Genomic DNA, 12,470 nt, shown 5'->3' with positions numbered 1-12,470 from the left:
ATAGTAGTTTAGTTACAGGGGGCTGGGCCGTTTTCCACGCCCTGGCACAGGTCTTCCAGCGGAATCCAGCCTGCGTCCACAACAACCGAGAGGTTGTCTTTTGTGATCGGAACCGGTGCCAGGAAGACCGAAGTCATCTCGGTGCCACCGGGCGACGTCCAGCTGACCGCGCCTTCAACATCTCCTGCAGCAGTGCCACTGCTCAGCGCGACTGCGATCTCGCCTGCGGCTTTGCCCAGTTCACGCGCGTCTTTCCAGACGGATACGGTTTGAGTGCCCAGCGCGACGCGGTTAAGCGCCGCATGGTCACCGTCCTGACCCGAGACGGGGATACCTTCCATGCCTTGCGCCGTCAGCGCAGCAACAACACCACCGGCCGTACCGTCATTCGAGGCAACCACGGCGTCCACGTTGTTTTCGTTCGCCGTCAGGATCTGCTCCATGTTGCGCTGTGCGTTCGCGGGTAGCCAGCCATCGGTGTAGGCTTCGCCGACGATCACAACATCACCACTATCGACAGCGGCCTGAATGATCTCTTGCTGACCGCCACGCAGGAAGTCTGCGTTCGGGTCAGTCGGAGAGCCCTTGATCATGACGTAGTTGCCCTTGGGCATAGCTTCGAACACCGCGCGGGCCTGCATGCGGCCGACTTCGACGTTGTCGAAGGTCAGGTAGAATGCACGGTCATCTTCGATCAGGCGGTCATATGCGATAACCGGGATGCCCTCGTCCGCGGCGGCCTGAACAGCCGGGCCAATCGCCTGCGAGTCTTGCGCGAGGATGATCAGCGCGTCCACGCCCTGTGCGATCAGGCTTTCAATGTCCGCCAGCTGCTTGGCAGAAGACGACTGCGCGTCGGCAGAGATATACTCGGCCCCACCCGCTTCAAGCGCGGATTTGATCGCGGCTTCGTCAGTCTTCCAACGCTCTTCCTGAAAGTTCGACCAGCTGACGCCAACGACGGTTTCAGCAAAGGCAGCCGTGCTCATCAGAGCAGCCGCAACTGAAATGCTTAGGAATTTCTTCATGCTTTCCTCCCGGTTGTTCGAGTCCCTTCGAAGTGATTCGAGGACTTCACCTACTTGAGTAGCACATTTATTTCAGTCGGCAAAATATTTATGCTATCGCTAACATAAGAATCTGACTAAGGTGAATGCCAAGACGGGATTCGCGAGGGCAAGATGCTGAAAAACAAAGCCTCTTCTATCTCTACCGAGCAGCGGAACGTAACGCGGCTGCGCGTGCTGGAGCATATCCGCCGCAAGGGGGCGATCTCGCGCATTGATATTGCGGGTGCTTTGCAGACCAGCCCCGCCACCGTCACCACCGCAACGGCAGACCTGTTGTCTGCGGGCCTGATCCACGAGGTTGAAGGCGACCCTCAGTCCGGGTCCCCACGACGCGGGCGGCCCCGTGTTTTACTTAAATTGAACGGTGGATCATTGCTGATCGCGGGGTTCAAAGTCACACGCCACTATGTCTCGGTTCTGATCGCAGATTTCGAAGGGCTCGAGATTGCGTCGATCAAATACCCGCTGGTCGAAGCCTGCATGACCCCGCTCGACTTTGCCCGAACCATCCGAAAAGCGCTGGAAAGCGCCTGCGCGGCTGCGTCCGTTTCAATGTCGGATATCTCGGGGGTCTCGATCGGGATCGCGGGCCTGATTGATGCCGAGCATAACTTTGTCCATTGGTCCTCCTCGATCTCGGAACGGAACGTGCCCCTTGGCCCGCTTCTGCAGCAAGAGGTTGATTGCCCAGTCTTCATTGAAAACGACGCCAATCTCGTTGCAAAGGCGGAACAATTGTTCGGACTCGGCAAAGGTTTGCGGAACTTCCTTGTCATTACGATAGAACACGGCGTCGGCCTAGGGATCGTGTTGGGCGGCAAGCTCTACCGGGGCGAGCGCGGGTGCGGTGCTGAATTTGGACATACCAAGGTGCAACTGGATGGCGCGCTCTGCCAATGTGGCCAGCGCGGGTGTCTTGAAGCCTATGTCGGAGAATATGCCCTGATCCGAGAGGCTTCGGTTGCCGGTCAGGATCACGACCAGATCACCATTGCCGATCTGCATGACAACGCGCAGTCCGGTGATCAACATGCCTTGTCCGTGCTGGATCGGGCGGGGCAGGTATTCGGAATGGGCGTTTCGAACCTGATCAATCTGTTCGATCCCGAATGTATCATCATCTCGGGCAGTCAGGTCAGCTTTCAGCACCTCTATTCCGACAACGTAATGGAGCGGATACGTAAGGGGGTCGTCCACGTCGATGCCCCCCTGCCCGACATCAAGGTCAACCAGTGGGATGACACCATGTGGGCCAAAGGCGCCATCGCCTATGCCATCGAACAGGTCTCAACCTTGAAGATACGCGAGATGCCGGCCCATGTATCGTGAGTGCGCCCTCCTCCTTGCAAGCGCCACAGTTGTTGCGGCCGATCAGCCCATACCAAGCTTTCAGCAGATCGAGGTTGCCGCACATGTCTATGACGGCGGTTGGGAACATTTCGTCGGCGGAGGCGTTGCGGTGTTCGACTGCAACGGCGACAGCCTGCCCGACCTCTTCGCCGCGGGCGGGTCAAACCCGTCACAACTGTTCCGCAACGCCTCGGACGGCGACCTGTCTTTCCGCGTCGGCACGCCAGAGGCCCTGTCCCTGACCGGTGTTACCGGGGCCTATCCACTGGATATCGACGGCGACGGCTTTCAGGATCTGGCGGTTCTGAGGGTCGGTGAGGACCTTTTGTTGAAGGGCCAGCCCGACTGCCAGTTTACGCGCTTTTCCGATCTGAACTTTCAATCAGATGATCATTGGACCACTGGTTTCTCGGCCACGTGGGAGGACGGCGAGACGCTGCCAACGCTGGCCTTCGGCACCTATGTCGACCGCTATGACCCCGAGGGTCCGTTCGAGACATGCGGTCCGACGCTCCTCTATCGTCCCGAAGGATCAGGTTTCGGCGCGCCGGTGCCACTTGAACCGGGCTATTGTTCATTGTCGATCCTGTTTTCCGACTGGGCGCGCACGGGTCGGGCAGACCTGCGGGTCAGCAATGATCGCCACTACTACGTGCGCGGCGGGCAGGAGCAACTCTGGGCGATGGAGGCTGAACCGCGGCTGTACACCGAGGACGACGGATGGCTGCCCTATTCGATCTGGGGAATGGGGATCGCCTCCCGCGATCTCACAGGGGACGGGTTCTCCGATGTCTATCTGACGTCAATGGGCGACCAGAAGTTTCAGGTGTTTGATTCCTCCGAGGACAGCCCCACCTGGCGCGATGCGACCTATGAGAAAGGCACCACCGCGCACAGACCGCATGTCGGCGGCGATGGGCGACCTTCGACCGGATGGCATGCTCAATTCGGAGACGCCAACAACGACGGGCTGGACGATATTTTCGTGACAAAAGGGAATGTTGAACAGATGCCTGTCGCGGCCTTGAACGACCCGAACAACCTGATGCTGCAACAGCCTGATGGCTCCTTTGTCGAAGCCGCTGCCGAGGCGGGTGTGGCTTCGATGGCCAAGTCGCGCGGCGGCGCTTTGGTCGATCTGAACAATGATGGCCACTTGGATCTTGTGGTCGTCAACCGGGGCGCGCCGCTGGAGGTTCACCAGAATACAAGCAACGCCGGAAATTGGGTGTTGGTCGATGTCTCTCAGAACACCTCCAACCGTGCTGCGGTGGGCGGGTTTATCGAGATGCGAACGCCCTCCGGCATACAGACCCGCGAAATCACCATTGGCGGCGGCCATGCTGGGGGGATTTCAGGCCTGCATCATTTCGGATTGGGACCGGCTGAGGCAGTCGAGCTGCGGATGATCTGGCCGGATGGCTCCACAAGCGACTGGCAGGCGTATGACGCCAACCAGATCATCCGCCTCCATCACTGATCCACAGGCAGCCCGCTGGGAACGGTTTTGGGAACACCAAGCCTTAGGGCCGGGTCTTCAAGGGTGTTCAGAAAACTGAGGATCGCGTTAACCTCATCATCGCTTAACGCAACCGGATCCAGGCTATTGGCTGCAGCGATGGCTTCGGTCGTTTCGCCTAAAGCCCTCTGATCATCTGCACCCGGAAACGCGGGCAGACGTGCTTGTTCCAGCGAATACCGCTGCAACGACCCCACGGGATCAAGGTGGTGGCGCACCATATCCTCCAACTCGGCATAGGCTCCGCTGTGGCCATAAGGGGCGGTCAGGGTCACATTGCGCAGCGACGGTGTACGGAAGGCAAACGCGTCGTCGGCCTCACCGGTCACCCGCATGCGACCATCGTCGCGCGAGTGACTTTCGAACCGCGCACCTTTGCCCGGCCCGATCTGAGGCATCGCGATGGCGTGGAACCCATGATCCGTCTGGAGCCATCCCGAATGGCAGGAACTACACCCAGCCTCGCCATAAAACAGATCCAACCCGGCCTGTGCCTCAGGCGGAAGCTCGGCTTCTCCGCGCATCGCCTGATCAAAAAGGCTGTTGTCGGCCCGCCATTCGAAGGCGATGAAATCGGCTATGACGTTGGCAATCGTCGTGAAGGTGATCTCCTCCCCCGGCAGAACGTCTTCGAACCGCGTTTGATATTCGGGAATGGCTGCGACACGCGCGGCGATCAGGTCCCAGGCCCCGCCCTCTTGCGTCAGCAGACCCAGACGCACCGCTTTGCTGATTTCATTTTCGGAGAAGTGCCCGGCCATTTCGTCCGGCGACAGCACTGGAAACATAGCCTGCGCCGCGAGGGCGGATTTGAACCCCGGCCGCATATGGGTTCCCAGCGGAGTGCGGATGCCATTGGGGCGGCTTGGGTCGGCCTCAAGCCGCCCGTCATGGAAGAAGACCGTGAATTCCTCCGCGCCGAGGTTCCACAAGGCCGGAGAGTTGCGGGGAATGCGCTGTTCCGGGCGGTTTTCGGGGTCCAACGCACGCGTCACGCCCAGCCCGATACCGCCCTCACCCACGCCCAGCGACAACCCGTCGGACGTGCCCAGACGCGGATGGTGACACGACCCGCAGCTGATGTTGCGATTTCCCGACAGGATCGGATCGTAAAACAGCAACTGCCCCAGCTCGACAACGGCCAGATCGGGTTCCGCGAATTCGGGGGGCGGGCCAAGCTCTAGCGCCTGCGCGGCCGAGGCCAATCCCATCATTCCAATCGCCGAAACTACCCTCATGCCTAGGTCCCTGTGAGTTTGAGTGTAAGTGTCTGATGATAGGGCTGCTCAGGTGAAAAAACCATGCTGGGGAACGCGTTGATGTTGGGCGCGTTGGGATAGCCTGATGGCTCAATACAAAGACCAGCGCCCGCGTGAAACGGTGCCCTGAGCGAACCAGCAGTATAGACCTGCGCCCCGGTCTGATTAGAGAATACACGCACTCCAAGCCCATTTGCGGCGTCAATCGTGACGATTGGCTGCTGCGCGTCGCGGTCGCTGTTTAGCACGTAGAAATGATCGACGTTTTTACCCGGGCGGCCCGGCGACCTGAAATCCAGAGCCGTGTTTTGTACGTCTTGCAGGTTGCCGGTCGGCACACCCTGCGCATCCGTCTCCAGCACATGCCCGGCATTCACCTTCAGGGTGAAATCTTCAACGCCCGCAGAACTGCCAAGCGTATAGTAGTTATGCTGCGCAATGCTGATCGGCGTTGGCCGGTCCGGCTGGGCTGTAATGGTATAGGTCAGATTGGGAAAACGGAGCGATACGTGCAGCTCGAACCTGACCTCGCCCGGAAAGCCGCCTTCGCCATCGGGGGAAAGGTAACTCATCACCGCCTCACGATCCGAAAGCTGCTGCAGTGTCCAGATTTGGCGGGACAGGCCCTCGGCCCCGCCATGCAGTGTGTTGGCGCCCTCGTTCGGGTCCAGCCGGTATCGCGTGCCTGCAAGATCGAAGCCTGCACCCTTTATCCGGTTCGCCACCCGCCCGACAATTGCCCCATGATAAAAGGGATCGTTCAGATAGGCCTGAGGATCGCCATAGCCGAGGATCAACGGCGTATCGTCTATCCACCACCCTTGGGTGATCGCGCCATAGTTAAGGAGGCTGACGGACATGTCTTTGTCTTGCAACCGCACCTGTTCAAACTGCAAATCGCCTCCCCTTTTCCCCAGCGGGTCGCGCAGTGTCGCGACAACTCCGGTCCTATCCAAAGGCAAACTTGAAGACCGACCCAAGTTACTGCGCTCATATGACCGCCGAACAGGTCCAAACTCCACCCAAGGCGGCGGATGCCTTAGCGTTTACGTCTGAATGGCGGCTGCTCGCGCCTCAAAGTTAGCGCTATCATAGGTATTGTTGAACGCCTAGACCAGATGAAAATTGCTTTTTATCCGCACTAAATGGCACTTACTTTCCTTGAGGCAGGGCACCCCAAACAGCGCGATCACGACCCCGCTGGTTGGCCAAGAATCACGTTTGCGCGGCCACGTTCCGGGCGACCAGTTCCTTGTAGAGCGCGCGAATCCGCAGTGTCATCGGACCAGCCTTGCCCTCTCCGATCTGTTTGCCGTCGATCTCGGCCACTGGGGTTTGCGCGCCGAAGGTGCCGGTTAGAAACACCTCATCCGCACCGTAGGTCTCGTAGAGTGAGTAGTTCTTTTCGAAAACCGGTATGTCATTGGCGCGGCACAGGTCGATCACCTTCTGCCGCGTCACCCCGTTCATGCAGTAGTCCCCGGTCGAGGTCCAAACCTCGCCCTTGCGCACGATAAAGAAATTGCAGGCGTTGGTGGTGTTCACAAAGCCATGCGGATCCAGCATTAGCCCCTCATCCGCGCCTGCCTGTTCAGCCTGCAAACAGGCGATGACACAGTTCAGTTTGGAGTGGCTGTTGAACTTCGCGTCCTGGCTGGTCGGCAACCCCCGTACCTGTGGCACGGTCGCCAGACGTATCCCCCGCGCGGTAAGCGCTTCAGCGGGTTTGGAGTGTTCGACGATGGCCACAATCGTCGGCCCCCAGCGCGACAGCTTGGGATGCTGAAACGGCTTGGCCTTCCGACCGCGCGTGATCATCAGCCGCGCGTGAGCATCGGTTGTCGCGCCATTGGCGGCGGCGGTAGCGTCCAGAATCTCGCGAATATCCTCACGCGTTTTGCCGATGTCCAGAGACACGGCCTTGCAGCTGTCAAACAGCCGATCCATGTGTTCGTCAAAAAAGGCCCAGCATCCATCATAGAGCCGCAGCCCTTCCCACATGCCGTCGCCCAGCATGAAGCCGGAATCATAGACCGAGACCTTGGCTTCATCCTTGTGAACCAGCACGCCATCGACCCAGATTTTCAGGTCCTCGTTGCGGGCATCGTATTCCGCGTCATGGGTTGAGAGTTCGGTTGTCATGCATCACCTTCCAGAACAAGTGCATCCGACCTGAGCCGCTCATAATAAGGCATCGCCGCGTCGCATATGGATTGAAGCGCGGGCGGCAAGGTCGGGAGCGCCCCCTCAGCGCCCGCAAAACCGGTTGAGGCATGTACGGCCCCGTACCAGTGGCTGGCCCACACGCCGTCCGAGGGATGGCCGCCCGCAGGCCAAGACAACATGGCCGGGTCAAAGGGCAGATCAATTGCCGAACATAGTTTCCGCAACATCCGTTCGGGCGCCTGACGAATGTCATAGCTGTCGACGATCACCCCTGCCCCGGTTCGAGCGCAGATAAGATTGTAGATCTCGGCCTGTTGCACAAAACCAATATCCTCAAGCGTCGGGTTTTCGCGTTTTGCGGCATAGCTAGCCAGCACGCGCGCGGGGTGGCGGATCAGAAAGATATGTTTCAACCCATCCATCCAGGGCTGATCCAAGCCCCAAACCATGTGCTGTGTCATGTGTTTCTGGTAGATATGCGCTTTGCCTTCGGGCGGCTGCGCTGCGCAACCCTGACCGACTTGAATGGGGTCGGTTTCGCCGGCAGCAACGATCTCCTCGCCCATCGGGTGATCCAGCCCGGTGTCGGCCAGATAGGCCGCGTAGAACGGCTCATCCCAGACGGCGCAATCGGCGCGCGCGCCAAAGGCATACATCATGGCAGTAGACAGATTTCTGGGGCCAGACCAGCAGGCTATGTTCATTTCTTAAGACCCCTCAATCGGGTTGACAGATGGTATAGTAGGCGTGCCGCTGCACGAAGTTTTAGTATGCGCTACGGTCACATAAGGACACAACTTCAAGTTCACGCACACCCCTTCTGCTTGTCATAGCAACACCCCGATCTTGTCAACATCGAGAGTTCGGAGGGACCCTGAAATCGGCCTCAAGCAAACACCAGTTTCACGTCGCATGTTTTCAGGTTGAATTTAGCTGCGAATGAAACAATGTTACATCAACGACGGGATGATATCGTGAAACTCTATTCCTACTGGCGCTCAACGACTTCGTACCGGGTTCGCATCGCCTTGAACCTCATGGGCCTCAGCTACGTTTACTGCCCGGTCGATCTGGTCACCGGAGAGCAAGGCGAACCCGGTTAAACCACGCTCAATCCCGGCAAGGGTGTTCCAACTCTGGTTCTTGAGGACGGCACGACCCTGACTCAATCGCTGGCAATCATCGACTATCTGGAGGTCATCGCGCCAGAACCTAGTTTACTTCCAACCCACCCTCAGCTGCGCGCGCGCGTCCAGGCCGCCGCGCACGCCATCGCGATGGACATCCACCCGGTGAACAACCTGAGGGTCATGACTTACCCCAAATCTCAAATGGGAATGGACTCTGCCGGACAAACCGATTGGTTCCACCACTGGATGACCGAAGGGTTTGCCGCCTACCAGGCGCTGTTGCCGCAAAACACCCGTTTCAGTTTCACAGACACCCCAACCCTCGCCGATATCTGCCTTGTCCCCCAGCTCTATGACGCGCATCGCTGGGGGGGGTGAACATGACACACTTTCCGCGACTGCTCGAGATCGAAAAACACGCACTGTCCCTTGCCGCTTTTGATCAGGCGCGCCCGGAGAACCAACCCGACGCAAATTGACAAGTTTAAGTAACGGCAAGCGGATTGTCGTCGTCGGTAAGGAAGGTGCGAATTCTCAACGCGGTTGTGGAGCCAACTGCCCGTTTGTTGTTTTCCCTCGGCACCAAGTTCTCTAAGAGCAGCCCGATATGATACGAAAGAAACCGTGACCATATTTTCCGCAACAACAAAGCGCTTCTTAAATTTCTTGAGGAATTTCAATGCTGCCTGCTTGTTTCAGCGATTGGTAACGACAGCTTCGAACACCTCTCCTTCGTGATCAACGACACTCCGCAGGTCTAGCCGCTTTCCATTGATCTCAACAAACACTTCGTCGACATGCCATTTCAATTTTGGGTATGCCCGCAACTGCTGGATCCGTTTTATCCGAATTTCTAATGCGAAAATCGGGCTAAACCAGTTCCGCCACTACCGCACGGTCTTGTGGCTGACTTCGATGCCATGCTTATGCATCAGGTCTCTCACATTTAGAAGCGACAGAGGAAACCAAACGCATAACATCACCGCCAAGCGATTGATCTCTGAGCTGGTTTTAAAGCACTTGAAGGTAACTCGTCTTTTCACGAGCAGAGGCAACGAAAGCCCCCGACCCGACTCAAGACAAGTTCCTCTGACAAGACCTTTATTTTGAGTCAGCAAGAAAGGGCCATTCCATAAATATCTCGCATCGCGAGCTTTGGATCACCGAATTACGTGAACCGAACACTTGGCATGATGCACGACTCTGTTCGCAGTGGAACCTAGAAATATGTCCTCGAATCCTGGCTTGTGCGACGCTAAGACGATGCAATCAACGTCGTTCTGATTTGCGAAGTCGACGATCGCCCTACCCGCGTGCCCAGAGATGAGCTGTACCTTCGCGTCTGAAATTTCAGAGGCAGTCTGATGCAGGCTCTCGAGTATCTCATGCCGCGTGTTTGCAAGCACTTCGCTTGGAATCTGAGACCCTACATATGCCGGAATAGGTTCTTGGACGTGCACAACGGTGAAAACAGCGTCGGCATCAGCCAATTGGCGCGCGGCCTCAAACGACGCTTGAGTGTCGTGTTCTTTGTCCAGAGCAACCGGGATCAGGATATTCTTGTACATTTGACCTCCTATCTACTGCTCAGATGATTTCAGTTTGGTAATTCGGCACCAGGAACCCTACACAGGCTCAGACTTTGAAGACTTCCCCGCACTCTTTGTGGCGGCAGCAACATCACCAACTGTTTTCTCGACAGCTTCAGCTTCGGTTTCAGCGACATAAGATGCACAACGGGACACGGTTTCGAACCATTCCTGCGCGTCAGCAACCAAACGCTCAGCCGAATGGCGCTGCCATTCCGCCATGCTTTGAAAGGCTTTCGATGGATCGGACGGGTTCGCCGAAGATACATTGCGTGCAGCTTGCAAAGCCGTCCGAACCGCCTCATGACGCCGTTCGAACCAATGCTGTGCAAAGGCCTCTGTTTCTTCGAGCAATTTTTCTTGCGCGTCCCAAAATTGTTCGATCTGGGCTCCGAAGGCCGGATTGCCAGACATGGGTGGCTGCATTTGCTTGAAAACATCCAACAGTGAGGTCGGGTTGTTTGTGTTAGTTTTCTTTGTCGGCATCGAAAGTTCCTCCTCATTTCCTGAATGAGCTATTGTGCCATTCGCGGCGCGCCGTCGCCTTAATACAGATCAATATCCCTTATTTTCGGGTATTCGGCTTAAGCAGCGGCGAGACAATCGCATTCTCTCCGACATCGGTTCCTAGAAGGCAGGGTTGGAGTTAGAGTAGTCTAGACAAGAACTAAACGCTTGGTTTTCTATGCACATTGCCGGCTTTCTGATTACCCTTGGTGTCCTCTTTCTTGCCGGATTGGCGGCGGACCAATTTGGCCGGGCCACGCATCTTCCTCGTGTTACAACCTTACTTTTCCTCGGTCTGATCGCAGGGAACGCCGGAATGGGGTTGATCCCACTCGACGTTGCAATGTGGTTCGACGAGATCTCCATTGTGGCCTTGACGATGGTCGCGTTCCTTCTTGGAGGATCTTTGACCCGCGAGAACCTGGTTCGGCACGGCCGAGCCATTCTGACGATTTCGATTTCAATCGTGATTGCAACTCTTGTTATCGTGTCTGCTGGATTGACCGCAATCGGCGTACCCTTCGGGCTGGCATTGGTGCTGGCGGCAATTGCTACAGCTACAGCTCCGGCCGCCATGACAGACGTGATCAAGCAATCTGGGGTGTCCAACAGCTTCACTGAGACATTAAAGGGCGTCGTCGCAATTGATGACGCTTGGGGTCTGATCGTATTCAGTATCACCCTGGTCCTAGCCGGTCATTCGGATGGCTGGGCAACCGTCACGACCACAGCGATGTGGGATTTCGGAGGGGCTATTTTGTTGGGTACCGCACTGGGCGTGCCATCCGCTTACCTGACCGGCCGCTTGAAACCGGGAGAGCCAATGCAGGCAGAAGCAGTGGGCATAGTCTTTCTCACAGCGGGCCTCGCGCTTTGGCTGGAGGTTTCCTTCTTGGTAGCGGGCATGGTTGCAGGCGCAGTGATCGGGAATCTTGCCCGCCATCACGACCGTGCTTTTCATGAGATCGAGTATATTCAGTGGCCATTCATGATCCTGTTCTTCCTGTTGGCTGGCGCCACGTTGGATATCGAAGCCTTCGGCTTGATGGGCTGGGCTGGTGCTCTTTTCCTGATCTTACGCGCCGTGGCCCGTCTTGTCGGAGGGTATTGCGGAGCGAGACTGGGCGGCCTGCCTCGCCATCAGACCCGCTGGTACGGCCCCGCTTTGTTGCCACAGGCTGGTGTCGCGGTAGGAATGGCCCTCGTCGCCGGAGAGCAATTTCCGAATTGGGCCGCGTCCATCATGGCCTTTACTCTTGCTAGCACTGTGGCCTTCGAAGTGTTGGGGCCGCCACTGACTCTCATGTCAATCAGACGCACGGCTGATACGGACTAGCAGATTGGTCCGTGGCTAGTCAGCTTGGATCGAGTCCAAAAAGGCGAGCAAATTCGCCAACGGCAGGCCAACCATCATTCGTTGCCCGTTGGGCAAAGCCACCGCGATTTGTTGGTCTGTTTCAAACACCGCGCCAAAGATCGGCATTTCGCCCCCATGCGCGAGCAATTGGGATCGACCATCAATCTGTTCAGCTATGCGATCTGTCGGAAACACACCGTCGTTTCGGCCCGCCAATTTGGTAAGGTCGGGCGTTCGAATAGCCATCATTTCGGCCATCGGCCCGTCTCCAATCGCTTCGAAACCGTGACATTGCCAGCAATACGTCCGGTACAAATCCCGTCCCTCATCGACGCTGACGTCCTGTGCCAGCGCAGGTCCCGTGACGAACAGCGCCAGTAAAATCCCGCGAACAATCTGCATATGCTCCTCCAATTTGCTGCCCCGGATACAGATATTATTAAACCGCATCCCTAAGAAACTTCTTTGACCTTGCTCATGTTGCACCCTTCAGCACGAAGATTGGCGTTTCGGTCGAACAGCG

At 57.3% G+C, this 12,470-nt stretch carries 13 protein-coding genes and 1 pseudogene; 5 read left to right on the top strand and 9 right to left on the bottom strand.

Going from position 1 to position 12,470, the window contains the following annotated elements:
- Positions 1-8: 8 nt before the first annotated feature.
- Positions 9-1,028, bottom strand: a complete 1,020-nt coding sequence (gene xylF / locus ACR0C3_RS02880) for a D-xylose ABC transporter substrate-binding protein (RefSeq protein ID WP_480757071.1) — start codon at positions 1,026-1,028, stop codon at positions 9-11.
- Positions 1,029-1,181: 153 nt separating this feature from the next.
- Here xylF and ACR0C3_RS02875 point away from each other — a divergent pair, with 153 nt between their 5' ends.
- Both ACR0C3_RS02875 and ACR0C3_RS02870 read left to right on the top strand, forming a co-directional pair.
- Positions 1,182-2,399, top strand: coding sequence for an ROK family protein (locus ACR0C3_RS02875; protein ID WP_480757069.1), 1,218 nt, complete (start codon positions 1,182-1,184; stop codon positions 2,397-2,399).
- Positions 2,389-3,900 (top strand): CRTAC1 family protein, encoded by a 1,512-nt coding sequence (locus tag ACR0C3_RS02870; RefSeq protein WP_480757067.1) that lies wholly within the window; start codon positions 2,389-2,391, stop codon positions 3,898-3,900. Before ACR0C3_RS02875 ends, ACR0C3_RS02870 begins: the two co-directional genes overlap by 11 nt.
- On the opposite strand, the gene ACR0C3_RS02865 is transcribed toward ACR0C3_RS02870, so the two are convergent.
- The 4 genes from ACR0C3_RS02865 to ACR0C3_RS02850 all read right to left on the bottom strand — a co-directional run bounded on the left by ACR0C3_RS02865 (position 3,894) and on the right by ACR0C3_RS02850 (position 8,068).
- On the bottom strand, positions 3,894-5,177 hold the full coding sequence (locus tag ACR0C3_RS02865) for a cytochrome-c peroxidase (protein WP_480757066.1): 1,284 nt from the start codon (positions 5,175-5,177) through the stop codon (positions 3,894-3,896). The two genes, ACR0C3_RS02870 and ACR0C3_RS02865, sit on opposite strands and share 7 nt — an antisense overlap.
- Before the next feature lie 2 nt (positions 5,178-5,179).
- Positions 5,180-6,079 carry an aldose epimerase family protein gene (locus tag ACR0C3_RS02860; RefSeq protein ID WP_480757307.1) on the bottom strand — a complete coding sequence of 300 codons (900 nt, stop codon included), beginning with the start codon at positions 6,077-6,079 and terminating at the stop codon, positions 5,180-5,182.
- Positions 6,080-6,413: 334 nt separating this feature from the next.
- Positions 6,414-7,340, bottom strand: coding sequence for an aminotransferase class IV (locus ACR0C3_RS02855; RefSeq protein WP_480757064.1), 927 nt, complete (start codon positions 7,338-7,340; stop codon positions 6,414-6,416).
- On the bottom strand, positions 7,337-8,068 hold the full coding sequence (locus ACR0C3_RS02850; protein WP_480757062.1) for a sulfotransferase-like domain-containing protein: 732 nt from the start codon (positions 8,066-8,068) through the stop codon (positions 7,337-7,339). Before ACR0C3_RS02850 ends, ACR0C3_RS02855 begins: the two co-directional genes overlap by 4 nt.
- Positions 8,069-8,338: 270 nt before the next feature.
- Between ACR0C3_RS02850 and ACR0C3_RS02845 the strand changes: the two genes are divergently transcribed.
- Together ACR0C3_RS02845 and ACR0C3_RS02840 are read left to right on the top strand one after the other, a co-directional pair.
- Positions 8,339-8,467, top strand: a complete 129-nt coding sequence (locus ACR0C3_RS02845; RefSeq protein WP_480757061.1) for a thioredoxin domain-containing protein — start codon at positions 8,339-8,341, stop codon at positions 8,465-8,467.
- A 207-nt stretch (positions 8,468-8,674) separates the two neighbouring features.
- On the top strand, positions 8,675-8,872 hold the full coding sequence (locus ACR0C3_RS02840) for a glutathione S-transferase family protein (RefSeq protein WP_480757060.1): 198 nt from the start codon (positions 8,675-8,677) through the stop codon (positions 8,870-8,872).
- 119 nt (positions 8,873-8,991) lie between these two features.
- Here the strand turns inward: ACR0C3_RS02840 and ACR0C3_RS02835 are convergent.
- From ACR0C3_RS02835 to ACR0C3_RS02825, 3 genes and pseudogenes are all read right to left on the bottom strand, one after another.
- A pseudogene (locus ACR0C3_RS02835) lies at positions 8,992-9,543 on the bottom strand (DDE-type integrase/transposase/recombinase); the annotation flags it as partial.
- A 111-nt stretch (positions 9,544-9,654) separates the two neighbouring features.
- Positions 9,655-10,062, bottom strand: a complete 408-nt coding sequence (locus ACR0C3_RS02830) for a universal stress protein (RefSeq protein WP_480757058.1) — start codon at positions 10,060-10,062, stop codon at positions 9,655-9,657.
- A gap of 57 nt (positions 10,063-10,119) precedes the next feature.
- Entirely contained in the window at positions 10,120-10,569 is a 450-nt protein-coding gene (locus ACR0C3_RS02825; RefSeq protein ID WP_480757057.1) for a phasin family protein, read from the bottom strand.
- A gap of 199 nt (positions 10,570-10,768) precedes the next feature.
- On the opposite strand from ACR0C3_RS02825, the gene ACR0C3_RS02820 reads away from it, so the two are divergent.
- On the top strand, positions 10,769-11,926 hold the full coding sequence (locus ACR0C3_RS02820; protein ID WP_480757055.1) for a cation:proton antiporter: 1,158 nt from the start codon (positions 10,769-10,771) through the stop codon (positions 11,924-11,926).
- 15 nt (positions 11,927-11,941) lie between these two features.
- Here the strand turns inward: ACR0C3_RS02820 and ACR0C3_RS02815 are convergent, their stop codons facing one another.
- On the bottom strand, positions 11,942-12,349 hold the full coding sequence (locus ACR0C3_RS02815) for a c-type cytochrome (RefSeq protein ID WP_480757053.1): 408 nt from the start codon (positions 12,347-12,349) through the stop codon (positions 11,942-11,944).
- Positions 12,350-12,470: the final 121 nt, after the last annotated feature.

The sequence above is a fragment of the Ruegeria sp. CK3 genome, from assembly GCF_056536565.1.
This window is presented reverse-complemented; position numbering and strand designations above follow the sequence as displayed.

Excerpts from the sequence above, each read along its gene's own strand:
- ACR0C3_RS02870 (WP_480757067.1), top strand. The coding sequence starts at position 2,389 with ATGTATCGTGAGTGCGCCCTCCTCCTTGCAAGCGCCACAGTTGTTGCG.
- ACR0C3_RS02830 (WP_480757058.1), bottom strand. The coding sequence starts at position 10,062 with ATGTACAAGAATATCCTGATCCCGGTTGCTCTGGACAAAGAACACGAC.
- ACR0C3_RS02825 (WP_480757057.1), bottom strand. The coding sequence starts at position 10,569 with ATGCCGACAAAGAAAACTAACACAAACAACCCGACCTCACTGTTGGAT.
- xylF (WP_480757071.1), bottom strand. The coding sequence starts at position 1,028 with ATGAAGAAATTCCTAAGCATTTCAGTTGCGGCTGCTCTGATGAGCACG.
- ACR0C3_RS02875 (WP_480757069.1), top strand. The coding sequence starts at position 1,182 with ATGCTGAAAAACAAAGCCTCTTCTATCTCTACCGAGCAGCGGAACGTA.
- ACR0C3_RS02820 (WP_480757055.1), top strand. The coding sequence starts at position 10,769 with ATGCACATTGCCGGCTTTCTGATTACCCTTGGTGTCCTCTTTCTTGCC.
- ACR0C3_RS02850 (WP_480757062.1), bottom strand. The coding sequence starts at position 8,068 with ATGAACATAGCCTGCTGGTCTGGCCCCAGAAATCTGTCTACTGCCATG.
- ACR0C3_RS02815 (WP_480757053.1), bottom strand. The coding sequence starts at position 12,349 with ATGCAGATTGTTCGCGGGATTTTACTGGCGCTGTTCGTCACGGGACCT.
- ACR0C3_RS02855 (WP_480757064.1), bottom strand. The coding sequence starts at position 7,340 with ATGACAACCGAACTCTCAACCCATGACGCGGAATACGATGCCCGCAAC.
- ACR0C3_RS02865 (WP_480757066.1), bottom strand. The coding sequence starts at position 5,177 with ATGAGGGTAGTTTCGGCGATTGGAATGATGGGATTGGCCTCGGCCGCG.
- ACR0C3_RS02840 (WP_480757060.1), top strand. The coding sequence starts at position 8,675 with ATGACTTACCCCAAATCTCAAATGGGAATGGACTCTGCCGGACAAACC.